Below are 23,734 nucleotides of genomic sequence, written 5' to 3'. Positions count from 1 at the left end.
GAAAACGAGGCCCAGTCATACGCAGTTCATCAATACGCTGCCAGCCGAAAGCGCAAACAAAATCAGGACCGCGCATCGCCGACCCGGCGCAGGGCCAATTGGGTGAGAGGCGGGCCGAGCAGCTCGAATATCACGGTGGAACCGATGGCGATCGTCAGGATCTCGTTGCGGTACTGGGGCAAGACCTCCGATCCGACCAGCGCCATGCCCAGCGCGACACCGGCCTGGGGCACGAGCGTGAATCCCATCCAGAACCGCTCTTTCGGCGGTAATCCGGCCAACCGGCCCCCGGCCAACCCGCCCAGCACCCGCGCAGCCAAGCGCAGCGCCACATAAACCGCTCCAATCAGGCCCAGGTCCAAGAGGGCATCCACTTCCAGCAACGCTCCGGCCAGAAAGAAGAACAAAATCATGAACGGCCACTCGATGTGTTCGATCTCGTGAAACGGACGATGGTGATGCCTGGCGAAGTTGACCACAACCCCACCACACACGATCCCGGCCAGGAGAAACGAAACGTTCAACCAGATCGCCAAGCCTGCGATCAGGAACACCACGCCGAGCGCTTCGGCGAGAGTTGGGTCTCCAGACCGGATTCGACCGGTTAGATAGGCGGCCGGGACACCGATTGCGCACCCTAGCCCGATCGCTCCGAAAATCTCCCAGGCCGCATGAAACCAGACGCCAGTATCCGCCATGGACGCCGTCAACTGCGCCCAAACGAGGCAAAGTGCGAACACCACAAGGCCCCATGCATCATCGAGCGCGACAACACCGAACAGCACGTCGGTAAAATGCCCTCTTGCGTTTGCTTGCCGGATGACATCCTGGGTCGCGGCCGGCGCCGTCGCGGTTGCCATCGCGCCCAGCACAAGCGCGATCTCGAGTGGCATGCCCGCCAGAGCCAGCCCGCCTGCCACAACCACTGCGGTGATCAAAACCGCTGTCAGGGACACGATGACGATAGATCGGCCACTGTTTCGCAGGTTGATGCGCGACAATTTGCCGCCCAAGAGAAACGCAACCATGGACAGGGCGATGACCGCGAGAAGATCGTAAAGATCGGTGAGGTTGCCCGGCAGGGCGTCAAACCCGGCCGGGCCCGCGACAAGTCCGCATAAAATCAGCAATGTGACACGTGGCAATCGGGTGCGATGACCGATTTCATCGGCCAGCATTCCAACAAGAAGCAACAGTCCCAAACTGATGAGCGTGATCGCATGATCCATGGGAAGAAGGATTGCAGCGATTTTCCGGTTCGGCCTTGATCAGACGCAAAAAGCCGTTGGGTCGGCAAATTCCCGGCACAAGCGCACCAATTCCGAAGCTTATTAGGAAAACGGCAGCATTTTACCGGTTAGATTCACCAAGCATTAACCGGACGGATCGCTGTGCGCTTCATGATCAAGACGATTTACGCCCTGGCCGGCGCTTTCCTGCTCGCCGCCTGTTCGGCCTACGATTTCCCCGACCCGACGCCGGAGGACTATCCGGTTCACGGAATTGACGTCTCCCATTGGCAGGGCGAAATCGACTGGCACGCCGTCAAGCGCGCCGGGACGGAATTCGCCTGGATCAAGTCCACCGAAGGCGGAGACCACGCCGACCGGCGGTTTCTCGACAACTGGACCGGCGCGCGCGAAGCCGGGGTTCCGCGCGGGGCCTATCATTTCTACTATTTCTGCCGTCCGGTTGAGGAACAGGTCGACTGGGTCAAGCAGATCGTACCGGTGGACCCGACGGCCCTGCCACTCGTTCTCGATATGGAATGGAACGGGCATTCAAGATCCTGCCAGATCCGCCCGCCACGGGATGAAATCCTGCGGGACATGATCTACTTCCTCGATGAGATGGAACGGCACTACGGCAAACGGCCGGTCATTTATGCGACCGTCGACTTCCACCGTGACCGGCTCGTCGGAGCATTCAAGGACGAGCAGTTCTGGATCAGATCCGTCGCGGCCTTCCCGAACCGGATCTATGAAGGGCGTGATGACTGGTTCTTCTGGCAATATACGGCGGAGGGCCGCGTCGACGGCGTCAAGGGGAATGTGGACCGGAATGCGTTTTACGGAACGCGCTCGCAGTTCCGCAAGTGGCTGAACGGCGAGTTGCAGCGGTAGCTTTCGACACCGCCCGGCCGCTATCGGCCGGCGGCGTGCGGTTTCCCACGTCTTTCAGGGCAGCGTTATTGTTTCGCCACGATCACTCGCGATGATCCGGGCATCTGCCATTGAACCCTGGAGCCGACCATGGCCGTCATGCGTCTTGCATTTGCTTGTGTTGTTTTGACCCTGTTCGCGGTGCCTGCCTTGGCGCAAACGCGTCCGGCCATCGCCTACACGACCGCGGACCTCAACATGCGTGCCGGTCCGGGCACAAACTACCCTGTGTTGACGACATTGCCGCGCGGCGCGGGGGTCACGATTTTCGGCTGCACAGCAGACTACGGATGGTGCGATGCCGCATTCACGACCGCAAGGGGATGGGTCTCCGGCCGGTACCTCTCCTATGCCGCGGAAGGTCCGTATTACGGTAGCCCGATTCCGAATGCCGGCGGGTATATTGGCGTGCGCCGCTACCATCGGAACTATCCGGTCTACCGCCAGCCGCCAGTGGTGGTAAGGCCAGGCCCGATCTACCCCGCGCCGCGCTGGTAGGGCCCGCGCGCCGTTTGCCGGAGAACTACTGCACCGGCGCGGCGGGGCCGGCCATGATCAGGGCCCAGAATACTCGGTGCTTCGAACCTGGCGCATAGGCCGTGGCAATGCCGAGCCGCGTCGCCTCGGCATTCAACATGACTTTGTTATGCTGCGGGGACTCCCGCCACCCCGAAAAGGCCTCCGCAATCGTATGATAGCCAGCGCTGACATTCTCAACGGCGGGCACATTCGCCTGCCCGATCTCCGCCATCCGGCGGTTCAATTGCCTTTCACTTGCCAAAGATGTGCGGACCGTGCCAGCTCGGGCCATGGCAACCGCTTGCTCCCGCGCAAGACGTGACAGCACCGGGTCCGCCGTGACCGGCGGCAGGCCGTTGTTCGACCGGTAGTGCGAAATCATCTGGGCTGCCGTCGCCGCGTCAACTTCGGCATCGACACGTGCCATGGATTGATAAAAGGGCGGCGTGATATCTTGGTCCGCCGCACACGAAGCCACGGCAAGCACACAGGCCAGCAACCAGACGAGCCTAGGGAAACGGAAGGACGGCATGATCGGCAAGGATCCCTTTTCGAAATGCGAGCGTAGCAAATATAAGGGGGCGCCCACCAGATTTCTCCTATGCCCTGAATGGGCAACAATCACAAGCAGGTCATAGACTCTGGTGTATGACGGTACTGTATTCTAACAATTGGTAAAGAACCTCCATGTTACTGTAAGGTTCAGGAAGTCCCAGTCGTTGGGTAGAGGTGACAAACCAACCGGCTGAGGCTGGACAAGCGATCCGAAAGTATGGATTGGCCGAACGATAAGAACATCAAGGTCATCATCGCAGATGACTCCGTGACGGTTTGCAAGTTCGTGGCGCGGGCCCTTGAGGCAACCGGCCGGAAATTCGATATCACCTTGACCCATAACGGTCAGGATACGGTGCAGCACCTCACCAAGTCTGCCTATGACATCGCCTTTCTCGACATCAACATGCCTCAGTTGAGCGGTGTCGAGGTCATGGCGGCCATTCATGTGATGGGCGCGAAAACCTTCGCGATATCCATGTCGGATCGTCTGTCGGAATCGGCTGAGGAAAAACTCAAATCCTTCGGGGCTTATGATTTCCTGTCGAAGCCTTTCAACAACGGACAAGTGCGCCAGGTTATCGAGACCTACGAGGCGATTCAGCTGGAATATCAGGTTCTTGTCGTCGATGATTCGGCAACGGTCCGCCGGATCGTCCGCAAGGTTCTGGACAAGAGCATCTTCGACTTGAAGATTGAGGAAGCCGAGGATGGCGAAACCGCCGTGAAAATGGTGCGGGACAAGCCCTACAGGATCATTTTCACCGATTTCAACATGCCGAACATGAACGGGATCGAACTGGCGGAAAAGCTTGCCGCCTATACCCGGGGAACGGATGTGATCCTCATGTCCACGGAAATGAACGAAACGCTAGACAAAGCGGCCGAGCGTGTCGGTGCCCGCGCCTTTCTGCGCAAGCCCTTTTACCCAGCAGATGTCGATTCCATCCTTCACCACGTATTTGGCCTGCGGCATTCGCATTTTTCCAAGCAGGTCAGGGTGTTCGCCATGACCTAAAAAAGCGGCCCGCAAAAAGCGGGCCGCAGGCAGGGCTGCTCACCAGGGTGAGCGGGGAGATCAAGGCGGGAGATCGATCAGCGGGTCGCCGCGTCCATTGCATCTTCAAGGGTTCGAAGGCCTGTCGTCGGCGCGCTGACAAGAACCGCCATGTTGCCGGGAGCATGCTCGTTTTTCCACATCTTGGTGTGCGCCTTCGGGATCTGATCCCAAGAGAAGACTTCGGACATGTAAGGATCGATCCGGCGCTCGATCATCAGTCTGTTGGCCGCCGATGCCTGCTTCAGATGAGCGAAATGCGACCCCTGAAGCCGCTTTTGATGCATCCACATGTAGCGCACATCAAAGGTGCAGTTGAAACCGCTTGTCCCGGCGCAAATGACGACCATGCCGCCCTTCTTGCACACGAATGTCGAGACAGGGAACGTGGCCGCGCCTGGGTGCTCGAACACGATATCGACGTTGTTGCCCTTGCCGGTGATGTCCCAAATGGCCTTTCCGAAGCGGCGTGCTTCCTTGAACCACTCGCCATATTCCGGCGACCCGACCGCCGGCAGTTCGCCCCAGCAGTTGAACTCCTTGCGGTTGATCACGCCCTTGGCACCCAGATCGAGAACAAACTGGCGCTTGTCCTCATCGGAAATGATGCCGATGGCATTGGCGCCGGCTGTGTTGATCAGCTGGATCGCGTAGGATCCCAGTCCGCCGGACGCCCCCCAGACAAGAACGTTCTGGCCGGGTTTCAATTCATGGGGATGGTGGCCGAACAGCATCCGATAGGCCGTCGCCAGCGTCAGCGTGTAGCAGGCGCTTTCCTCCCAGGTCAGGTGCTTGGGGCGCGGCATGAGCTGTTGGGCCTGAACGCGGGTGAACTGGGCAAACGAGCCTTCCGGCGTCTCATAGCCCCAGATCCGCTGGCTCGGCGAAAACATGGGATCGCCGCCATTGCATTCCTCGTCATCACCGTCGTCCTGGTTGCAGTGAATGACGACCTCGTCGCCCACCTTCCAGTTTTTCACCTTCTCTCCGACCTTCCAGACGATGCCAGCAGCATCCGAACCGAACACCGCGTAGGGCGCCTTGTGGCCGTCGAAAACCGACACCGGCTGGCCAAGGCAGGCCCAGATGCCGTTGTAATTGACCCCGGCCGCCATCACGAGAACCAGAACCTCGTGACTGTCCGGCTCCCAGGTCGGCAGGACCTCCAGTTGCATCGCCTGTTCCGGCGGACCGTGACGTTCGCGGCGGACCACCCAAGCATACATGTTCTTCGGCACGTGCCCGAGCGGCGGGATTTCTCCGATCTCGTAAAGGTCCTTCACCGGAGTGTCCTCCTTGGTTCGGTTGTCGTTCGCCTCGGCTGTCGCCGTCATGAAACTGTCCTCCAGGCCCAAAACCTTATCTTGAGACCTTACTTCGCACACGCACAGCACCCGGCGAAGCAATCCGCAAAGATGCGCAACTATTGTTCAAAACCGAGCCCCTTTCCATACGACTATTGCTTAACTTGCGTTTGAGACGGCACGCATTTTTGCATTGCAAGGAAAAAGGCTTTGCAGCCGGGAACGGAAACCGGCAAAATTTACGTGAACGGAAGCCGCTGCTTGCCGCATGCGAGACACAGGGGCGCCGGAGGCGATGCCACCGAAGAGGCCCTTTCGAAGGAGAGACCGATGACCCTGCCGGATGTCCCCGAGCGCGACCGCCCCTGGATTTTCCGAACCTATGCCGGCCATTCGACGGCAGCGGAAAGCAACAAGCTGTACCGGACCAATCTCGCCAAGGGGCAGACGGGCCTGTCGGTGGCGTTCGACCTTCCGACACAGACCGGTTACGACCCAGATGATTTGTTGGCCCGCGGCGAGGTCGGGAAAGTCGGCGTGCCTGTCGCGCATCTGGGTGACATGCGCACCTTGTTCCAGGACATTCCCTTGGAGCGCATGAACACATCGATGACGATCAACGCGACCGCGCCCTGGCTGCTGTCTCTTTATATCGCCGCGGCCGATGAACAAGGCGCGGACCGTTCGCTTTTGTCCGGGACGACCCAAAATGACATCATCAAGGAGTATCTCTCGCGCGGGACTTATGTCTTTCCGCCCGCGCCGTCTCTGCGCCTGACCACGGACGTGATCGCCTGGACCTACTCCAACATGCCAAAATGGAACCCGATGAATGTCTGCTCCTACCATTTGCAGGAAGCAGGGGCGACACCGGTTCAGGAACTGTCCTATGCGCTCGCGACTGCGATCGCCATTCTCGACAATTTGAAAGCCGGCGGCTCCATCCCTGAAAAGGATTTCCCCAAGGCCGTCGGACGGATCTCCTTTTTCGTCAATGCCGGCATGCGTTTCGTCACCGAGCTGTGCAAGATGCGCGCGTTCACGGAGCTGTGGGATGAAATCTGCCGCGAACGCTACGGCATCGAGGACGAGCGCTACCGGCGGTTCCGCTATGGCGTTCAGGTGAACTCACTCGGCCTGACCGAACAGCAGCCGGAGAACAACGTCTACCGCATCCTGATCGAGATGCTGGCCGTGGTTCTGTCCAAGAATGCCCGCGCCCGGGCGGTCCAGCTGCCCGCCTGGAACGAAGCTCTCGGCCTGCCCCGCCCGTTCGATCAGCAATGGTCCTTGCGCATGCAGCAGATCGTTGCCTTCGAGACCGACCTGCTTGAATACGGCGACATCTTCGATGGCTCCAGCGAGATCACCCGCAAGGTGGAAGCCCTGAAGGACGAAGCCCGCGAAGAATTGGCGCGCATCGACGACATGGGCGGCGCGGTGGCGGCGGTTGAATCCAGCTACATGAAGCGCAAGCTTGTCGAAGCCAACACCGCGCGATTGTCCGGGATCGAAACGGGCAACCAGATCGTCGTCGGTGTGAACAAATACATCGAAACCGAGCCCTCGCCCCTCGCCACTGGCGAAGACGGCGGGATCCTCACGGTTCCTGAACACGTCGAAGCTGAGGCAATCGAAAAGATCAAGGCCTGGCGGGACGCGCGTAGTCAGGCAGCTGTTGATCAAGCTCTTGCCGAACTCAAATCCGCGGCAAGCGAAGGGCGCAACATCATGGAACCTTCGATCGCCGCCGCCAAAGCCGGCGTGACCACGGGCGAATGGGGCCGGACACTGCGCGACATCTTTGGAGAGTACCGGGCACCGACCGGGGTCGGGCAATCGGTCCGCGACGATTCGGGCGATCTCGAGGCGGTCCGCAAGGATGTTGATGCGGTCTCCAAGACCCTGGGGCGGCGGCTCAAGTTCCTGGTCGGGAAGCCGGGGCTCGACGGTCATTCCAATGGCGCGGAACAGATTGCCGTACGGGCCCGCGATTGCGGCATGGAAGTGGTCTACGAAGGTATTCGCCTCACCCCGGCCCAGATCGTGAATGCGGCGATTGAAGAAGATGTCCATGTCATTGGCCTGTCGATCCTTTCGGGGTCGCATCTCGCTCTTGTGCGGGATGTGATGGAGCGCCTGCGCGTAGCTGGTGCCGACGACATTCCAGTTATCGTGGGCGGCATCATTCCCGATGAGGACGCGGCCAGCCTGAAGGCCATGGGCGTTGCGGCGGTCTACACACCGAAAAACTTCCAACTGACCGAGATCATGGCCGACATCGTGAAAATCGCAGGGACCGGGTCTCAACAGGCGGCTTGACGGCAACGGACACCGGGGCGATCCCGCCTTCCAAAAAGCGGCGGCGGGACCTTCATCTCTTTCTCATACGACGACAAACGGGGATCAGCCGTGTCCAAAACCAATCCGGGCAACTATTTCGAGGATTTTCAAGTGGGGCAGGTAATCCGCCATGCCACACCGCGCACGGTAACGGAGGGCGATGCCGCACTCTACACTGCTCTCTACGGCCCGCGTTTCGCTGTTCAATCCTCCGATGCTTTCGCCAAAATGCTGGGCTATGACCGGGCACCGGTGGACGATCTCCTGACCTTCCACATTGTCTTCGGCAAAACCGTCCCCGATATTTCCCTGAACGCGGTGGCCAATCTCGGCTATGCGGGCGGCCGTTTTCTTGCCCCGGTCTATCCCGGAGACACACTGTCGGCCGTCTCGGAAGTGATTGGACTGAAGGAAAACTCTAACGGAAAAACCGGGGTCGTTTATGTCCGCTCGACCGGATACACGTCCGATGGCACCGAGGTTCTCGACTATGTCCGCTGGGTCATGGTGCGCAAACGCGATCCGGGAAGCCCGGCGCCCGCCCCGGTGGTCCCGGATCTGCCCGCGGTGATCGATCCCCAGGCACTTGGCAATGCCGTCCCCCTGCTCGATAGCGCCAAATGGGACAATGATCTGTCAGGCTCGCCGTTCCGGTTTGCCGACTATCATGTCGGTGAACGGATCGACCATGTCGACGGCATGACCATTGAGGAAGCCGAGCATCAGATCGCGACCCGGCTCTACCAGAACACGGCCAAGGTCCATTTCAATCAACACACGGAAGCCCATGGCCGGTTCGGCAAGCGCCTGGTCTATGGCGGCCACATCATCAGCTTGGCGCGCGCGCTTTCCTTCAACGGATTGGGCAACGCGTTTCATATCGCCGGGATCAATGGCGGCCGGCATGTCGCCCCGGTCTTTGCTGGCGACACGATTTATGCCTGGAGCGAGGTGCTGGACATGGCGCAGATCGAGGGACGAAGCGATGTTGGCGCGGTTCGGCTGCGCCTCATCGCCAGCCGCAACCAGCCCTGCACCGACCACCCCCACAAGATGCCTGATGGCAGCTACACCGGTGATGTCGTTTTGGATTTCGATTATTGGGCCTTGATGCCCCGCTGAGCTTTGTTGTCAAACCGGCAAGCTTTGGCAAGGTCTTGAAAGGCTTGGCAAGGCCTGCCAAAACCCGCCAGTACCGGAAAGTCCCGCTTTTGCGGAACCGGTCCTGACGGATAGCCGAAAGGGCGTTTTGGCGGCGCCCGATCCGTCAACCGGCGGCGTTTTTGTCCCGGAGACGGGGGTGTTTGAAGGACCTCGCCCGGATTCAACCGACGAAGGATCGATCGGTTTGTCGCCAATAGCCAGTCCCGGGTGTCGGCCCGCCGAACTCAATTCAGCGGTTTTGGAGCGGGAACCACGCCGACCGCATCGCCGGCTACAGCGGCCGCGGCCGCTGTGTCATCGCTGCCGCCAAACGGAATAAGCCGGGAGAAGAAAGAGGTGGTCCGGCTGCCGACCGATTGCGACGGCGCCGCGAAGGCGGTCTCTACGGCAGAACCGGGCCGCTGTTGCGGTTGAGCCGGTTCCAGCGCCTCGGCCACCGCGACCGATGCACCGGCCGGAGCCTGTGCGGGCGTATCCGGACCTGCCGTCTCCTGCTCGGCGCCTCCGCCTATGGTCAGCAGACCTGCGATGGCCTTCTGGCGCTCCTCCCAGCGCTGCTCGCGTTCCTCCCGCGCTTCAATCCGTGCCACGATCTGCTGGAATTCCTCCTGATCGCGGCGCTGTTTGGCGGCGACAAGCTGTTCGACCCGCTCGGGCTTCTTGAATGCCGGACACTGCGCCGTCGCGCGGAATGGCACGCCTTCGACAAGCGGAACGGGATCAAACACGTAACGGCGGTCGCACACTTCGACATTCGGCGGTGTCCGGGTGACCTCGAAGTGATCATAGCCTTCCTTGAGCATCTGCCAGTATTCGAAATGCTCGCTATCCCGGTGCTTGACCATGTTTTCCGGTGTCATGCGGAACGGGAACGCCTGCACCTGAAACGACCTCTGCCCGCCGGCGAAACTGTCCCTTGCCAGGGCGAAGATATCCTGAACCTGGGCATCTGTCATGGCGTAACAGCCGCGCGACGAGCACGCGCCGTGCACCATCAGATGAGATCCGGTGCGCCCGTGTGCCTGATCGAACTTGTTCGGAAATCCGAGATTGAAGGCCAGATGGTAACTGGAATTCGGGTTCATGAGACCCGGCGTGATTTCGTAAAATCCCTCCGGCGCCTGGCGGTCGCCTTCCTTGAACTTCGGTCCCAGTTCTCCGGACCACTTGCAGATCTCGAAACTTTCAAGCAGCTCGAAACGCCCCGTACGGGCCCGTTTCCAGACTTCCAGTTCGTTTTCCTGTTTGAAGATCCGGATCATGATGGGCGAACCGGGGCTCATGTTGAGCTCGGCCATTTTGTGTTTGATCTCCGAACTGACCGGCCGCTTGTGCTTTGGCCCATAGCCCAGCTCGTCCGCCTGACACCCGGCAAGGACACCCGCCGCCAGCAGCGCTACGGCCACTGGCCGGACCCCGCGCCGCAAAATCTGCCTGACGGCGGCACCCATTGCCGTGAAACGCTCCAAACCCGGAAACCGAATAGAGGCCATCGACACATTCCACTCCAGCCGGACCAGTGGTTCACCGATCCTGTTTTAGCAGACACTCGTTACAAACGCCGTCTTGCACTCTGACAGCAAGGGTTACGCACCCATGGTTGACAGGAGGTTACCGCGAATCTCAAGTCGCGGTGAAGACACCAAGTCTGACAAATGTGCGAGCTGTCCCCGGTTGTCATGGAACCGGAATTTGGCCAAATGGCGGCAGGCGCTCGATCCAGGCGTTTGCAGCATGGCCGGGACATGAGGATGCGTCCCTGTGCCTGCCGCTGGCCGGTCCCTCAAGAAAGGGTCCGGCCAATCGCCAGAAACTTCTCTCGCCTTTGATGGCGGATCTCTTCCACGCTCAGGCCGGCCATGGCTTTCAGGTGCGTTTCGATCATATCGCCCGCCTGATTGATGACAGTCTCACGCCCGCGATGGGCTCCCCCGACCGGTTCATCAACGATGCCATCAATGATGCCGAATTGAAGCAGGTCCTGCGCCGTGATTTTCATCGCTGTGGCCGCGTCCTGCGCCCTTGCGCTGTCGCGCCAAAGGATGGAGGCGGCGCCCTCGGGCGATATCACGGAATAGATGGCGTGCTCCAGCATGAGCACCTTGCTCGCGGTCGCGATCGCGATCGCGCCGCCGGAACCACCCTCGCCGATTACCAGCGCGATGGTTGGCACGCCCAAACGCAAGCAGCGGTCTGTGGAACGGGCGATCGCCTCGGCTTGCCCGCGCTCTTCCGCGCCAATCCCCGGATAAGCGCCCGCGGTGTCCACAAAGGACAGAACCGGAAGGGAGAACCGCTCGGCCATGTCCATGATCCGCACGGCCTTGCGATACCCCTCCGGCCGGGCCATACCGAAATTGTGCTTTAGCCGCGCCTGGGTGTCCGAACCCTTTTCCTGGGCCAAAACGGCGACGGCGTCCCCCCGGAACCGGCCGAGCCCCGCGATCAGCGCATGATCTTCGGCAAAGAACCTGTCACCGGCCAGAGGCGTGAAGTCGTCAATCAGACCGCCGATGTAATCCATCGCGTGGGGCCGGTCCGGGTGCCGGGCCACCAGCGTTTTTTGCCAGGGCGTCAGTTTCCCGTAGATGTCTTTCAGTGTGCTTGCCGACTTGGACCGGAGGCGTTCGATTTCGTCATCGACATTCACCGCTTCTCCATCGGCGGCAAGAGCGCGAAGCTCCTGGATCTTGCCCTCGATGTCGGCGACCGGCTTTTCAAATTCCAGGTAGCTGTGCATGTACTCGAACACCATTCACTGCGGCCACCGCAACCGTGACGGCCCATACTTCTTGAGACCGGCCAAGGCAACCGGACACCCCAGTGGGCTTTAGCAACCAAGCAAACCGCTTGCAAGGGGTGCTCGGCGCAGCTGCCATGGAAGCATCGCCTGATCGAATTTTGAACAGGGTGGATTCAGCGCTGCGCCCGGTCGGTCTCACCGCCCTCTATATCGAGTTTCGATGCCTCGACCACAAGACGGCCGGATTTCGTGTCGAGTTGCAGACGATAGGGAATCAAGACGTTGTCCCGCCCGGTCGGAGCCAGCCAAACCTCCATGGCGGCTTTCTCCATGTACTTGACGGACTCCTTGGAAGGCCGATGACCGGCAACCGGGATCCAGCGCGCATTGCACACCACAACCGGTCCGTCATATCCCTTGCCGGAGACTTCCTTGATTTCCCGGTAGCTTAATTGAATGTCGAAGCGGGTCCATCCATCGAAAATCGGCAGCTTCCGTTTGCAGGCTGTGGGGCCCATTGCATCCCCAGCCTGCCGAACAGGCATCAGGGCAGCGCTCAACGGATCGATGGCGTTGCGGTGATGCTTGCGCGTCACCTGGATGCGCTCCTCGTTCGGCCTGAATTGCGGCATGGCCTCGGCCTCGCGGATGTTCCCGGATCCCTGCTTCAAGGCTACATAGAAGTCCCGGTCGGCGGCCCGCGATGCCATCTGGTATTTGGCCGGCACCACCTTCGACCCGACCAGCCAGCCCGAAGCCTCCGCCCCGCCTTTTCCCGTCGAGAACAGGTTGCCGATCCCAGCCGGCCGCAGCCCTACCTTCGCGGAATAAGCCTCACCCTGCATGACCAACGACAAGGTTCCTTCCCCGATCTTGAAACCGGCGACGGAAATCGCATAGCGCCCGCCGACGCTGCTTTTCGATGCATGGGCTGGTCCGGCCAGAACGGCTCCGGCAACCAGAGACGCGGCCAGAATTGAGCCGATCGATTTCAAACCAGACACTCTCGTCCTCCAGATATTCGGGGCCGGCTCTCGGTCCGCTCAAGATATCGCCGGTTAAACGCGCAATATGCCCTGCGCCTGCGCCGGACAGTCTACCACACTCGGGCCGAACCGAGGCTGGATTGTTGGCCGTGAGTGGTAACCTTAGGGTTAATAAACCATGACCGGATGGTGACGGCGATGAATTGACCGCGAAAATGCACAGATCTCTTGACGCTCCCAGCCAAGGCATATATAGCGGGGCAACTTTTTCCGAGACATGCCGGGAATGATGTTAGAGGACTGGAAGGTCCTTGCTATTCCGGTTGATACTGCCGGGTCCCTCGTAACGGGCCGGCCACGAAGACAAAAGGTGATAACATGGCACGCCGTTGCGAACTTTCCGGCAAAGACGTGATGTCAGGCAACAATGTCTCTCACGCCAACAACAAGACCCGCCGCCGGTTCCTGCCGAACCTGGTGAACGTGTCCTTGATCAGCGACACGCTTGGCGAGTCGATCAAACTCCGCATCAGCGCGCATGCGCTTCGCTCGGTCGAGCATCGCGGTGGTCTGGACAATTACCTGATGAAAGCATCTGACGAAGGCCTGTCCGACAAGGCACGCCAGCTGAAGGTTGCCATCAAGCGCAAGCAGGCCGAGGCCGCTGCCGCCTGACTTCCCTTGGGATGATAACATGACCGTTTCGCGGAAATTTTCCGTAGCCGACCTCGCCATCGCGATCACCGCGATGGCGATTGTCGTTGTGGCCTCGAATTTTCTGGTGCAGTTCCCGGTCCAGGCTTCTTTGGGCGGCCTGAATCTGGCTGACCTTCTGACCTGGGGCGCATTCACCTACCCTGCCGCCTTTCTCGTGACGGATCTGACGAACCGGCGGTTCGGCCCCAAAGCCGCGCGAAACGTTGTTCTGGTGGGTTTCGCGCTCGCTGTCGGACTTTCGGTCTGGCTGGCGACGCCACGGATCGCGATTGCGTCGGGAACAGCCTTTTTGGTTGCTCAGCTTCTGGACGTGACGATTTTCGTTCGGCTCCGGCGTGCAAGCTGGTGGAAAGCGCCTTTCGTCTCATCCATGATCGGCTCCGTCATCGACACCATGCTGTTCTTCAGCATTGCTTTTGCAGCGCAATTTGCGTTCATCGACAGCCTCTTTGGTCTCGAGGACAGCTCTCTGGCGTTCCCGGTGCCGTTCCTGAGCGTAGGCGCACAGGTTCCGCTTTGGGTCTCTCTTGCGGCAGGCGATTTTGTCGTCAAAGTGTTGGTCGCCATAGCCATGCTGGCTCCCTACCGTATGATCCTCGGACTATTCCGTCCGGCACCCGGCGAACCCGCCGCCTGAGGCTGGGTTTCCCAGGCTTCATGGCGCAAGGCATCCGCGGCAGCAGGCGGGTGCCTTTTTTGTTTGATCCGCGAGCGCTTCATCGGCACCGGTTGCACGCCCAAAGCTGACCGCTTCTCAAATGCCCGCCTATCTTTGGGTGTTTCAAACAAAGCGCCCGGGGCGCTAACCCAGCCGCGTTGTCAGAATTTTGATGCTCGCCGCTCCGAAAGCGGCTGAGAAGCCAGCGCTGAAAAGCCGGTACATCCGCCGGTACCCCCGAACCATCGCCGGATAGGAGAACAGCACCGAATACAAGATGTTCACCGCAAGACTTTGCATCCAAAGCGCGATGATCAGGATCACCAGTTCGCGGACCGGTGTGTGCGGCGGAACCCCGATCGAATAGAGAGAGCCGAAGAAGAAGATCGCCTTCGGGTTGGTCATATGCAGCACGAACCCGCTCCGGAAAGCCCTGGCCATATCCCCCTTCACCGGCACCGCCGCTGCCGCGAGATCGGGTGGCCGGATCGCAGCCCGCGCCGACTTGTAGGCAAGGTAGAGAAGGTACATCGCGCCCTGATACTTGATTACCTCCAGCATCCATGCGTTCGCCACCATGATTGCGCCCAGACCCATCGCTGCCGACACAGACCAGACGAGCGATCCGGAGGACACCCCCATGGCAAGGGCGAAACCGTTTTTCCGGCCAGCTGTCATGGAGGTTTTCGCGATGGCGAGCGTGGCGGGGCCTGGACTTGCAATGGCAAGCAGCGCCGCTGCCATGATCAGGGGCAGATTGATTGTCTCAAGCATCCATGCACACCTTCTCCCCGCCCGGCCCAATCCCCGATCAGGTTGACGCGGTCCGCTCCAATCTGTCCGATAGAAATTGCTCGCACTTCTGAAGTGTTAGAGCACCTTTTCCTGGCTGATTTCATCGCGAGCCGGTTTAACCTTGTCAGCCGGATTTCCAGGTCAGGCGGTTTTCTAGGGTTCCGATCCCGCGTCCAGTTTGAATCGCAAGAAAATCGTTCTTTGAAGCAGCGAGCGATTGTTGTCCGATAGGAGCGTCAGGATCGTATCTCCCGCGGCAGTCTGATGAACCGCTATCGCCTCCATGTTGTCAATCTGGAAAGTGTATCCCGCTTCGAGCAAGACCGTTCCCTCCAGCCGCGCGCCCGGAACAATCTCGGCGGAGGAAAATTGCCTGAGCCGCATCCCCACGAGATCGCGCAGGTTGAAGCGGCGTTCCAACAACAACAGGTCGCCGTTGGGCAGAAAGACAGCATCTGTGGCGTCGTATCGGCCTGACCGCGCAATCGTGAAGGTCCGCGCGCTGGAACCTGAAATCAAGAACGCCGGCAAATCGTGCGAGTCGCTCATCCCCCGCTCGGCAATAGCAACCAGGGTTCCAGCTAGCGGCGTGTCCGGTGGCCCCATTGCCAGTGCCTCCAGCCCCTTGGAGGCACGCAACTGGTGGATCTCTGGGGGCACCTCGACTTCGTCCAGCATTCGCTCCTTGCCGGTAACAAGCGGCCAAGCAAAACGGTAGATGGCGTTGGCGCGCTCGGCGCTGACGTAAAGCGCGCCCCGTCCGTCAAGCGTCATGGCTTCGGTATCGTGCCGCCAATCGGCACGCAGACCCTTTCCGTCCAGACCGAGGATCTCGGCATGCCGGAGACTGGTAATCCCGAGCGGTGTGCCATCGGGTGCCTGATCAAGCTCGGCGGTGACCCACCGGCCATTGTCGGTCAGGGCGAACAAGGTGTTTCCCCGATCCAATGACAGGAGGGCGGACAGACCGCCAATATCGCGATCGGATGACAGGATCTCCAGTCCCCCGAGAAAGGTCAGCATCCCAAACCGGCTGGTTTCCCGGCCGATCTCGAATGTCTCGATGGGCTTCGTCCGAACGGCCGCCGGCTTTCCTTCGCGAAGGAGATCCAGGGCCGTCGACGGCACCGGCAAGGTGCACGCGAGCAGAAGCGGAACCAGAAACAGCACCCGGCAAGCGCCCCGGATGGCCCGCGCAGCAATGAGCCTCACCGTCCCCGGCCGGCCCGTCTGCGGCCGCGGTGGGCCAGGGCCTGGTCGGCCTCATCGTCGAAAAGGTTGGCGAGCTGGTTCGTCATGGCGCCCGCAAGCTCTTCCGCGTCGACGATCGTAACCGCGCGCCGGTAGTAACGGGTGACATCATGGCCAATGCCAATGGCGATCAGCTCGACCGCCGAGCGGGTTTCGATCTCTTCGATCACTTCGCGCAAATGGCGTTCCAGGTAGTTGCCCGGGTTGACCGACAAGGTGCAATCGTCGACCGGCGCGCCATCGGAGATCATCATCAGGATCCGCCGCTGCTCGGGACGCCCAAGCAGACGGTTGTGCGCCCACAGCAGCGCTTCCCCGTCGATGTTTTCCTTCAAAAGGCCCTCGCGCATCATCAGACCGAGATTCCGGCGCGCCCGTCTCCAGGGGGCGTCTGCGGACTTGTAGATGATGTGCCGCAAATCATTCAGCCGTCCCGGAGCGGGCGGTTTTCCGGCCCCAATCCAAGATTCGCGGGACTGCCCGCCCTTCCAGGCCTTGGTGGTGAAGCCAAGGATCTCGACCTTGACCCCGCACCGTTCAAGCGTCCGGGCCAGGATATCGGCGCAGGTGGCGGCAACCGTGATCGGCCGCCCCCGCATGGAGCCGGAATTGTCCAGAAGCAGGGTGACGACCGTGTCGCGGAAATTCGTGTCCCGCTCCTGCTTGAACGCGAGCGGGCTCATGGGATCGGTCACCGCGCGTGTGAGCCGCGCGGTGTCGAGCAAGCCTTCTTCCAGGTCAAAGTCCCAAGCGCGGCTTTGCTGAGCCATCAGCTTGCGCTGCAAGCGGTTCGCAAGCCGGGCAACCGCCCCTTGAAGGTGCGTAAGCTGCTTGTCAAGAAACCCGCGCAAACGGTCGAGCTCTGCCGAATCGCACAGATCCTCCGCGTGGATCGTCTCGTCGAACTGGGTCGAGAACACGCGATAATCGGACACCGGCGGCTTATTTGAAAACGGGTGATCCTGCCGGTCGCTCTCTCCGGGCTCTTCCGCATCGTCAGCCATATCCTGGTCGGCCAGGTCGTCAAAATCCGCCTCCGCCGCTTCGGTTTCCCCGGCCTCCTGTTCGTCGCCCGACATTTCCATGTCCTGCGGGGCGGCTTCCTGTTCGCCGGTGTCCGGCTGATCCTCCGCGCCAGTTTCGGACTCCTCGTTCTGGCCCTCATCCTCGGTCTGATCCGGGTCGTCTTGCTGATCCTGCTCGCCGAGTTCGTCGGCCATATCGAGCGATCTGAGGATGTCGCGGGTCCCCGCAGCAAAGGTGACTTGATCTTCGACCGTCGCCACGAGCTTGTCGAGGTCGCTGCCCGCTTTCTCCTCGATCCAATCGCGCCACATGTCGACGAGCTTGACCGCACTGTCCGGCGGCGGCGCCCCGGTCAGTCGCTCGCGCACCATCAAGGCCAAGGCATCCTGAAGCGGCGCCTCCTCGCGGCTGTTGATATCCGGAGCGATCGCCTTGCGATACCGTTCGTCCAGCATCACCGAGATATTGTCCGCCACGCCCTGCATCCGCCGGGCACCGACGGCATCGCACCGGGCCTGTTCGATGGCCTCGAAAATCGCGCGCGCGTCGGATCCGACCGGCACGTGCTTGGCGTGGACCTTAGCGTCGTGGCAAGCAAGGCGCAGCGCCATGGAATCCGACAGGCCGCGGGTGATGGCGATTTCCCTTGCCGACACCTTGCGGGATGGGTCCGGCAGTCGGGCGCTCAAACCGGACAGGCCCGGTCGGTCGCCGCTATAGACAACCTCCAGCTCCGGCTCGCCGGAGATCGCCCGCATGCACCCGGCCACCGACTGTTTCAGCGGTTCCGTGCTCGGGGCGGGCTTGTTGCCCGGTATCGAATTGCTGCCCGGCCGTGGCGCCATGGTTCCCTCAGCTCATCACAACATTGACCGCTGATTCCGGCAGTTCAACACCGAAGCAGCGTTGATAGAATTCAGCAACGAGCGACTGTTCCATATCATCGCATTTGTTGAGGAACGTCAGCCGGAACGCGAACCCCACATCTTCGAAGATATCGGCATTTTCCGCCCATGTGATCACGGTCCGCGGGCTCATCACCGTCGACAGATCACCATTGATGAAGGCGTTGCGGGTCATGTCCGCCAGCCGGACCATCTTGGAAACGGTTGCCCGGCCCTCATCGGTCTGGAAATGCTTCGCCTTGGACAGGACGATGTCCACCTCGTTGTCATGCGGCAGGTAGTTCAGCGTGGTCACGATCGACCACCGGTCCATCTGCGCCTGATTGATCTGCTGCGTGCCATGATAGAGACCGGATGTGTCCCCGAGGCCGACCGTATTTGCCGTAGCGAACAAACGGAAAGCGGGATGCGGGCGGATGACGCGGCTCTGGTCCAGAAGCGTCAGGCGGCCGGAGGATTCAAGAATGCGCTGGATCACGAACATCACATCCGGACGGCCGGCATCATACTCATCGAAGACGAGCGCCACATTGTGCTGGTAGGCCCAAGGCAGGATACCGTCCTTGAATTCGGTGACCTGCTGCCCCTCCCTGATCACGATCGCGTCCTTGCCGACCAGGTCGATCCGCGAAATGTGGCTGTCGAGATTCACCCGGATGCATGGCCAGTTGAGGCGCGAGGCGACTTGCTCGATATGGGTCGATTTACCGGTGCCATGGTATCCCGTCACCATGACCCTGCGGTTGTGCGCAAAGCCGGCAAGGATCGCCAGAGTGGTTGCCCGGTCGAAAAGGTAATCGGGATCGGCTTCGGGCACATGCTCTGAGGGTGCCGAGAACGCCGGCACCTTCAGATGTGATTTGAACCCAAAAACGTCCTCAACAGATATTTCGGTATCGGGCATGCTGATGGCCGCGGTCGTCGTCTCAGTCATCGGTCCTCCGCTAACCGGGTGCGGGCCCGGGTCGGGTTGAATGGGGTCATGAGTCGCAAGGACTGCGGCTCTAGCAGAATCCGGCCTTTTTCAAAACCTGATAGGCCTGAATGATTTCCCGCAAGCGGTCCTCCGAGGAGCGATCCCCGCCATTGGCATCCGGATGGTTCAATTTCACAAGCTCTTTATAGCGCGCCTTGATCTGATCGCCACTTGCGTTGTGCGGAAGATTGAGCACATCCAGGGAACGCTTTTCAAGGGCGAGAATTTTTCGTTCCCGCGAGCGGCGGGTCTGACTGGCGCGGCGGTGGGCATAGTCCCGGGCCTGTGCGCGAGGGTCGTATCCGTCCGGGCCATGGGCCGCCTGCTTGTTGACCCCCATTTTCCATGTCGGCCGGTGTCCGGTCAGACTGTCTTTCTGGTAATGCCGCACGTCATCATCCGGCATGCCGGCGAAGTAATTGTAGGACTTGTTGTATTCCCGCACGTGGTCGACACAGAACTGGAAATACTCGCCCTCCCGGTCGCGCCCCTTCGGAGCACGATGGGTCCCCGGACGTTGGCATCCGGGATGCTCACAGACCGGATGGCGGTCCTCTTCCAGCCGCTCCTTGTCCGGTTTGACCCGGATACTGTCGAAGATTTTTGAATCCAGTTTCATTCGGCTGATTATGGGGAGATCGCCATGCTTGAACAAGCCATTCGGCATGTCAATTCACGGGTTGAGAAGATACAGGAATGGCTTGCCAACCGAAGCCGGTTTGATCTGCGGTGTCCAGGCCAGCGGGCCGCGGACGCTCACCAATCTGAAACAGCTTATCAGAAAAAGACGGTAGCGTCTGCCGCGGCCTCTTGACCCAAAGCCGTCCCGGCGGCAACAAATTGGCCCATGACCATGAAATCAAAGATTACCGAAAAGCTGTCGGCCGCCCTGGCTCCCTCTCACCTTGAGGTGATCGATGAGTCCGACCACCACAAGGGGCACATGGGATACCGGGAGGGCGGAGAAACCCATTTCCGGGTTCGCATCGTATCGGAGGCGTTCACAGGGCAGAGCCGTGTTCAACGCCACCGCGCCATCAACGAACTGCTCGCGGAAGAACTGGCTGGGACGGTCCACGCCTTGGCCATCGAAGCCCGCGCCCCCAGTGAGCCGGACCCGAGGGCGGCGCGAGGGGCGGCCTGACCGCCAGCCAGGACACTCACCCCGCAGCGTTTTTGGGGACCGTTGGCGTGGCACCTGGGATGTTGGTTTTCAGCCCAGCTGTTTGAGTGAGCGGCATGATCCGCAGGCGGGTGATACGGTTCTTTTCCCGGCGCAGCACGGTGAACCTGAAGCCGTGGAACGTGAAGATCTGCCGTTCTTCGGGGATCATCCGCGCCTCATGAATGACGAGGCCTGCGATGGTTGTTGCCTCATCATCGGGCAAATGCCAGTCGGAGGCGCGGTTGAGGTCCCGGATCGGCACGGAGCCGTCCACAATCACCGAGCCGTCCGCCTGCGGCCGCACCCCTTCCAGTTCCACATCGTGTTCGTCCGCGATCTCGCCAACGATTTCTTCCAGAATGTCTTCCAGCGTGACCAGGCCCATGACTTCACCATATTCGTCAACGACGAGCGCGAAGTGGACTTTGTGTTTGAGGAAGGCATTGAGCTGATCCTGAAGGGACGTGGTATCCGGCACAAACCATGGCGGCGTCGCTATGTTCAGGATATCGATCTTGTCCGTGTCCCCTCCGGCGGCGTGCAGCGCGCGCAGAAGATCCTTCGCATGAAGCACGCCGACAAAATTGTCGGTTTCCCCGCGCCACAAAGGCAGCCTGGTATGCGGCGATGACAGCGCCTGTTCGACCAGTTTGTGCAAATCCTCGTCCGCGTTGAGCGCGACCATATTGGTCCGGTGAACCATCACGTCGGACACTTCGAGTTCGGCAAGATCCAGCAAACCTCCAAGCCGGTCACGTTCCCCTTTCTCGAGCCCTCCTTCGATGTGCTGAAGATCGACCGCGCCGCGCAGTTCGTCGTAAGCGGACAGGATCGATGTATCGGCCCCCACATTGACGCCAACAAGGCGCAGCAGGACCCGCACGATCGCCTCCACCCCGACAACGACGGGGCCGAACACGCCAACCACGATGCGCACGAGCGGCGAGACGGCAAGAGCAAAGCGTTCGGGGTTGGATATGGCCCAGGTTTTCGGAAGAACTTCAGCGAACACCAGGACGAGCGCGGTCATGACCAGGGTTGCCAGCGCAACCCCGGCTTCGCCAAACAGGGTCAGGAAAACGGTGGTCGCCAAGGCCGACGCCAGAATGTTGACGAGATTGTTGCCAAGCAGCAGCGCGCCAATCAGCCGCTCGCGCGAGGCAATCAACCGGCTGACGATCGCGGCGCGCCGGTCCCCGGTTTTTTCGACCTGATGAATCCGCGCCTTGGATGCTGCCGTCAGTGCGGTCTCCGAGCCGGAAAAGAACCCCGAAAGAAACAGCAGAAAAATTACGGCGCTACCGGCCAGCCAAAGGGTTGTCTCTGTCATTGTGTCAGCTTCTCTTCAAGAAAGGCGCGAACGGCCGCCGGATCGACCCCGCGCTCGACAAAAGCTTGTCCGATTCCCCGCACAAGAATAAAGGTCAGTTCGCCGCGCGAGACCTTTTTGTCCTGGGCGATACTGTCCATTAAGACGTCAACCGGCGGCAATTGCCCCGGAATATCCGAAAGCCGGGTCGGCAGACCCGCCCCGGTCAAATGGTGTTTCACGCGTCCGACGTCCAGATCCGGCAGAAGGCCAAGCCGTGCCGAAAACTCGAACGCGAGCATTATTCCGATCGCTACACCCTCGCCATGGACCAGCCTTTCCGTATGGTAATCGACGGCGGCCTCGAGGGCATGGCCAAACGTATGCCCGAGATTGAGCAGCGCCCGGCGGCCGCCCTCCAATTCATCTGCGGCCACGACATCGGCCTTGGCCTGGCAAGAGCGGGCCACGGCCTCGTCCCGCTCGGCCCCGCCCCGGAAGACGCCCTGACGGTTCACTTCCAGCCACTCGAAGAACGCCGCATCTCCCAGCAGCCCATACTTGACGACCTCGGCATAACCCGCACGGAAATCCCGGTCTGGCAAGGTGTCGAGGAGGGCGGTATCCGCAAGGACCAGTGCCGGTTGATGGAACGCGCCGATCAGATTCTTTCCCTGCGGCGCGTTGATGCCCGTCTTGCCGCCAACGGAACTGTCCACCTGGGCGAGCAAGGTGGTTGGCACTTGGATGAAACTCATGCCCCTTCGGACGGAGGCTGCCACAAAGCCCGCGAGATCGCCGACAACACCACCACCGAAGGCCAGAATGGCGTCCCCACGCTCCAAACGGGCATCCAGAACCTGTTCGCACAGGCTTTGAAAAACCGGAAAGCTCTTGGAGCGTTCCCCCGCCGGAACCGGGAGACACACATGGCCGATTCCAGCGGCATCAAGACCATCGCGGAACCGCTCCAGATGAAGCCGGGCCACCGTCTCATCGGTAATGATAGCCAGCCGTGCCTTGGGCAGACGCGCGGAGATGGTTCTACCGGCGCCATGCATCACACCGCGGCCAATCAAAATGTCGTAACTCCTGGCGCCCAGTTGAACCTTCACGGTTGTCGCCTCCTTGGGAGGCAAGGGCAAAGCAGCACTTTCACTCATCGCGGATACTCGGATTTGAGGGGATTGGAGCTCAGACAGAGCCGGCGCCGCCCAGCAGATGCAGGCGCAAGGTTTCGATGATCTCGTCGACCACGGAATCGTGCGGCACATCGCGGGAGTGGACGGTGAGGTCAGCCAGAGCATAAACCGGTTCACGCTTGTCCATCAGCGCCCGCATGGTCCCTTCTGGATCGCTGTTCTGCAAAAGAGGCCGCGTCGCACGCCTGCGCACACGGGACATCACCACATCCAGATCCGCCTTGAGCCAGATAGACAGGCCTTCCTGCGCGATTTCCGACCGGGTGGCTTCCGACATGAAAGCCCCGCCGCCGGTCGCAAGGACCTGAGGCCCTTCTTTCAGGAGCCGGGCGATGACCCGTTCCTCGCCGCTTCGGAAATAGGATTCGCCATGTTCGGCGAATATCTCGGCAACCGTCATGTTGGCCGCGCGTTCGATCTCCGAATCAGCATCGACAAAATCGAGATGAAGCCGTTGGGCCAGGCGCCGCCCGACGGTCGACTTGCCGCAGCCCATGATACCGACGAGCACGATCGAACGGCCGCCCAGCGCATCGACGATGGCAGTCTCCAGTGCCGCGCGGGAGCGGTTGTGCGGCTCATCGATATGGTCACGAATGTGTTTCATGAGGCGGTTTTACCATATTCGTTCAAAAAGGCAGCGCCACCTGACATAAAACACGTCCGCTGCTTCCCGTTTTCCCGGTTGCACCTGTTCGCTCGACTGGGACAGACTCCCACAAACGATTCCCTCCTTGGAGACCGGTTCGCCTTGCCCACCCTCACACGGCTGATCCTCGTTCTGCTTACAATTGGCGGCCTTGGCTATGGCGCGCTGTTTGCTCTCGCCAATTTCGTCGAACCCCGCGAACGGGAAATCACGATCAGGGTGGAAAAGGACGGATTCGGCAGATAGGC

23 protein-coding genes are annotated in these 23,734 nt (G+C 60.6%); 9 read left to right on the top strand and 14 right to left on the bottom strand.

Annotated features, from left to right (window positions below):
• Nucleotides 1-62: 62 nt before the first annotated feature.
• Nucleotides 63-1,229, bottom strand: a complete 1,167-nt coding sequence (locus tag F0184_RS05295; RefSeq protein ID WP_150495105.1) for a cation:proton antiporter — start codon at nucleotides 1,227-1,229, stop codon at nucleotides 63-65.
• A gap of 171 nt (nucleotides 1,230-1,400) precedes the next feature.
• Here F0184_RS05295 and F0184_RS05290 point away from each other — a divergent pair, with 171 nt between their 5' ends.
• Nucleotides 1,401-2,123 (top strand): glycoside hydrolase family 25 protein, encoded by a 723-nt coding sequence (locus tag F0184_RS05290; protein ID WP_150495104.1) that lies wholly within the window; start codon nucleotides 1,401-1,403, stop codon nucleotides 2,121-2,123.
• Nucleotides 2,124-2,252: 129 nt separating this feature from the next.
• On the top strand, nucleotides 2,253-2,660 hold the full coding sequence (locus tag F0184_RS05285) for an SH3 domain-containing protein (protein WP_150495103.1): 408 nt from the start codon (nucleotides 2,253-2,255) through the stop codon (nucleotides 2,658-2,660).
• A 25-nt stretch (nucleotides 2,661-2,685) separates the two neighbouring features.
• Here the strand turns inward: F0184_RS05285 and F0184_RS05280 are convergent, their stop codons facing one another.
• Nucleotides 2,686-3,270: a CAP domain-containing protein gene (locus F0184_RS05280; protein WP_308809949.1), complete on the bottom strand. Its 585-nt coding sequence runs from the start codon at nucleotides 3,268-3,270 to the stop codon at nucleotides 2,686-2,688.
• Between the two features lie 183 nt (nucleotides 3,271-3,453).
• On the opposite strand from F0184_RS05280, the gene F0184_RS05275 reads away from it, so the two are divergent.
• Nucleotides 3,454-4,254 (top strand): response regulator, encoded by an 801-nt coding sequence (locus F0184_RS05275; RefSeq protein WP_150495102.1) that lies wholly within the window; start codon nucleotides 3,454-3,456, stop codon nucleotides 4,252-4,254.
• A gap of 77 nt (nucleotides 4,255-4,331) precedes the next feature.
• On the opposite strand, the gene ccrA is transcribed toward F0184_RS05275, so the two are convergent.
• A complete protein-coding gene (gene ccrA / locus F0184_RS05270) occupies nucleotides 4,332-5,627 on the bottom strand; it encodes a crotonyl-CoA carboxylase/reductase (RefSeq protein WP_150495101.1) in 1,296 nt (431 codons plus the stop codon).
• A 300-nt stretch (nucleotides 5,628-5,927) separates the two neighbouring features.
• Between ccrA and F0184_RS05265 the strand changes: the two genes are divergently transcribed.
• Both F0184_RS05265 and F0184_RS05260 read left to right on the top strand, forming a co-directional pair.
• Nucleotides 5,928-7,919 (top strand): protein meaA, encoded by a 1,992-nt coding sequence (locus F0184_RS05265; protein ID WP_150495100.1) that lies wholly within the window; start codon nucleotides 5,928-5,930, stop codon nucleotides 7,917-7,919.
• Between the two features lie 90 nt (nucleotides 7,920-8,009).
• A complete protein-coding gene (locus tag F0184_RS05260; protein ID WP_150495099.1) occupies nucleotides 8,010-9,062 on the top strand; it encodes a MaoC family dehydratase in 1,053 nt (350 codons plus the stop codon).
• Nucleotides 9,063-9,328: 266 nt separating this feature from the next.
• Here the strand turns inward: F0184_RS05260 and F0184_RS05255 are convergent, their stop codons facing one another.
• The 3 genes from F0184_RS05255 to F0184_RS05245 form a co-directional block, all read right to left on the bottom strand.
• Entirely contained in the window at nucleotides 9,329-10,597 is a 1,269-nt protein-coding gene (locus F0184_RS05255) for a L,D-transpeptidase family protein (protein WP_188656266.1), read from the bottom strand.
• Nucleotides 10,598-10,887: 290 nt separating this feature from the next.
• A complete protein-coding gene (locus F0184_RS05250) occupies nucleotides 10,888-11,844 on the bottom strand; it encodes an acetyl-CoA carboxylase carboxyltransferase subunit alpha (protein ID WP_150495198.1) in 957 nt (318 codons plus the stop codon).
• A 176-nt stretch (nucleotides 11,845-12,020) separates the two neighbouring features.
• On the bottom strand, nucleotides 12,021-12,851 hold the full coding sequence (locus tag F0184_RS05245) for a DUF3108 domain-containing protein (RefSeq protein ID WP_150495098.1): 831 nt from the start codon (nucleotides 12,849-12,851) through the stop codon (nucleotides 12,021-12,023).
• A 360-nt stretch (nucleotides 12,852-13,211) separates the two neighbouring features.
• On the opposite strand from F0184_RS05245, the gene rpmB reads away from it, so the two are divergent.
• A complete protein-coding gene (gene rpmB / locus F0184_RS05240) occupies nucleotides 13,212-13,508 on the top strand; it encodes a 50S ribosomal protein L28 (protein WP_150495097.1) in 297 nt (98 codons plus the stop codon).
• Between the two features lie 19 nt (nucleotides 13,509-13,527).
• On the top strand, nucleotides 13,528-14,187 hold the full coding sequence (locus F0184_RS05235; protein WP_150495096.1) for a VUT family protein: 660 nt from the start codon (nucleotides 13,528-13,530) through the stop codon (nucleotides 14,185-14,187).
• A 165-nt stretch (nucleotides 14,188-14,352) separates the two neighbouring features.
• Here F0184_RS05235 and F0184_RS05230 read toward each other — a convergent pair whose 3' ends face one another.
• From F0184_RS05230 to F0184_RS05210, 5 genes are all read right to left on the bottom strand, one after another.
• On the bottom strand, nucleotides 14,353-14,982 hold the full coding sequence (locus F0184_RS05230; protein ID WP_150495095.1) for a LysE family translocator: 630 nt from the start codon (nucleotides 14,980-14,982) through the stop codon (nucleotides 14,353-14,355).
• 174 nt (nucleotides 14,983-15,156) lie between these two features.
• Nucleotides 15,157-16,215: an esterase-like activity of phytase family protein gene (locus F0184_RS05225; protein WP_208998330.1), complete on the bottom strand. Its 1,059-nt coding sequence runs from the start codon at nucleotides 16,213-16,215 to the stop codon at nucleotides 15,157-15,159.
• A complete protein-coding gene (gene cobT, locus F0184_RS05220; RefSeq protein ID WP_150495094.1) occupies nucleotides 16,212-18,125 on the bottom strand; it encodes a cobaltochelatase subunit CobT in 1,914 nt (637 codons plus the stop codon). The genes F0184_RS05225 and cobT overlap by 4 nt, the downstream gene beginning before the upstream one ends.
• Before the next feature lie 7 nt (nucleotides 18,126-18,132).
• Nucleotides 18,133-19,119 carry a cobaltochelatase subunit CobS gene (cobS, locus tag F0184_RS05215; RefSeq protein WP_150495093.1) on the bottom strand — a complete coding sequence of 329 codons (987 nt, stop codon included), beginning with the start codon at nucleotides 19,117-19,119 and terminating at the stop codon, nucleotides 18,133-18,135.
• Nucleotides 19,120-19,189: 70 nt separating this feature from the next.
• Nucleotides 19,190-19,780, bottom strand: a complete 591-nt coding sequence (locus tag F0184_RS05210) for a J domain-containing protein (protein WP_150495092.1) — start codon at nucleotides 19,778-19,780, stop codon at nucleotides 19,190-19,192.
• A gap of 228 nt (nucleotides 19,781-20,008) precedes the next feature.
• On the opposite strand from F0184_RS05210, the gene F0184_RS05205 reads away from it, so the two are divergent.
• Nucleotides 20,009-20,305, top strand: coding sequence for a BolA family protein (locus F0184_RS05205; RefSeq protein WP_150495091.1), 297 nt, complete (start codon nucleotides 20,009-20,011; stop codon nucleotides 20,303-20,305).
• Between the two features lie 16 nt (nucleotides 20,306-20,321).
• Here F0184_RS05205 and F0184_RS05200 read toward each other — a convergent pair whose 3' ends face one another.
• Genes F0184_RS05200 through F0184_RS05190 form a run of 3 tightly spaced genes read right to left on the bottom strand, consistent with a single transcriptional unit; the run spans nucleotide 20,322 to nucleotide 23,444 of the window.
• Nucleotides 20,322-21,656 carry an HlyC/CorC family transporter gene (locus F0184_RS05200; protein WP_150495090.1) on the bottom strand — a complete coding sequence of 445 codons (1,335 nt, stop codon included), beginning with the start codon at nucleotides 21,654-21,656 and terminating at the stop codon, nucleotides 20,322-20,324.
• A complete protein-coding gene (aroB, locus tag F0184_RS05195) occupies nucleotides 21,653-22,798 on the bottom strand; it encodes a 3-dehydroquinate synthase (protein WP_150495089.1) in 1,146 nt (381 codons plus the stop codon). The genes F0184_RS05200 and aroB overlap by 4 nt, the downstream gene beginning before the upstream one ends.
• A 31-nt stretch (nucleotides 22,799-22,829) precedes the next feature.
• Nucleotides 22,830-23,444: a shikimate kinase gene (locus F0184_RS05190; protein ID WP_150495088.1), complete on the bottom strand. Its 615-nt coding sequence runs from the start codon at nucleotides 23,442-23,444 to the stop codon at nucleotides 22,830-22,832.
• 144 nt (nucleotides 23,445-23,588) lie between these two features.
• On the opposite strand from F0184_RS05190, the gene F0184_RS20485 reads away from it, so the two are divergent.
• Nucleotides 23,589-23,732, top strand: coding sequence for a hypothetical protein (locus F0184_RS20485; protein ID WP_172971993.1), 144 nt, complete (start codon nucleotides 23,589-23,591; stop codon nucleotides 23,730-23,732).
• The last annotated feature ends 2 nt before the right edge of the window (nucleotides 23,733-23,734 follow it).

Origin of the sequence: Roseibium aquae, assembly GCF_008711285.1 — a bacterium.
GTDB classification, from domain to species: Bacteria; Pseudomonadota; Alphaproteobacteria; order Rhizobiales; family Stappiaceae; genus Roseibium; species Roseibium aquae.
This window is presented reverse-complemented; position numbering and strand designations above follow the sequence as displayed.

Excerpts from the sequence above, each read along its gene's own strand:
- F0184_RS05295 (WP_150495105.1), bottom strand. The coding sequence starts at position 1,229 with ATGGATCATGCGATCACGCTCATCAGTTTGGGACTGTTGCTTCTTGTT.
- F0184_RS05290 (WP_150495104.1), top strand. The coding sequence starts at position 1,401 with ATGATCAAGACGATTTACGCCCTGGCCGGCGCTTTCCTGCTCGCCGCC.
- F0184_RS05285 (WP_150495103.1), top strand. The coding sequence starts at position 2,253 with ATGGCCGTCATGCGTCTTGCATTTGCTTGTGTTGTTTTGACCCTGTTC.
- F0184_RS05275 (WP_150495102.1), top strand. The coding sequence starts at position 3,454 with ATGGATTGGCCGAACGATAAGAACATCAAGGTCATCATCGCAGATGAC.
- ccrA (WP_150495101.1), bottom strand. The coding sequence starts at position 5,627 with ATGACGGCGACAGCCGAGGCGAACGACAACCGAACCAAGGAGGACACT.
- F0184_RS05265 (WP_150495100.1), top strand. The coding sequence starts at position 5,928 with ATGACCCTGCCGGATGTCCCCGAGCGCGACCGCCCCTGGATTTTCCGA.
- F0184_RS05255 (WP_188656266.1), bottom strand. The coding sequence starts at position 10,597 with ATGGCCTCTATTCGGTTTCCGGGTTTGGAGCGTTTCACGGCAATGGGT.
- F0184_RS05250 (WP_150495198.1), bottom strand. The coding sequence starts at position 11,844 with ATGCACAGCTACCTGGAATTTGAAAAGCCGGTCGCCGACATCGAGGGC.
- rpmB (WP_150495097.1), top strand. The coding sequence starts at position 13,212 with ATGGCACGCCGTTGCGAACTTTCCGGCAAAGACGTGATGTCAGGCAAC.
- F0184_RS05235 (WP_150495096.1), top strand. The coding sequence starts at position 13,528 with ATGACCGTTTCGCGGAAATTTTCCGTAGCCGACCTCGCCATCGCGATC.
- F0184_RS05230 (WP_150495095.1), bottom strand. The coding sequence starts at position 14,982 with ATGCTTGAGACAATCAATCTGCCCCTGATCATGGCAGCGGCGCTGCTT.
- cobT (WP_150495094.1), bottom strand. The coding sequence starts at position 18,125 with ATGGCGCCACGGCCGGGCAGCAATTCGATACCGGGCAACAAGCCCGCC.
- cobS (WP_150495093.1), bottom strand. The coding sequence starts at position 19,119 with ATGACTGAGACGACGACCGCGGCCATCAGCATGCCCGATACCGAAATA.
- F0184_RS05210 (WP_150495092.1), bottom strand. The coding sequence starts at position 19,780 with ATGAAACTGGATTCAAAAATCTTCGACAGTATCCGGGTCAAACCGGAC.
- F0184_RS05205 (WP_150495091.1), top strand. The coding sequence starts at position 20,009 with ATGACCATGAAATCAAAGATTACCGAAAAGCTGTCGGCCGCCCTGGCT.
- F0184_RS05200 (WP_150495090.1), bottom strand. The coding sequence starts at position 21,656 with ATGACAGAGACAACCCTTTGGCTGGCCGGTAGCGCCGTAATTTTTCTG.
- aroB (WP_150495089.1), bottom strand. The coding sequence starts at position 22,798 with ATGAGTGAAAGTGCTGCTTTGCCCTTGCCTCCCAAGGAGGCGACAACC.
- F0184_RS05190 (WP_150495088.1), bottom strand. The coding sequence starts at position 23,444 with ATGAAACACATTCGTGACCATATCGATGAGCCGCACAACCGCTCCCGC.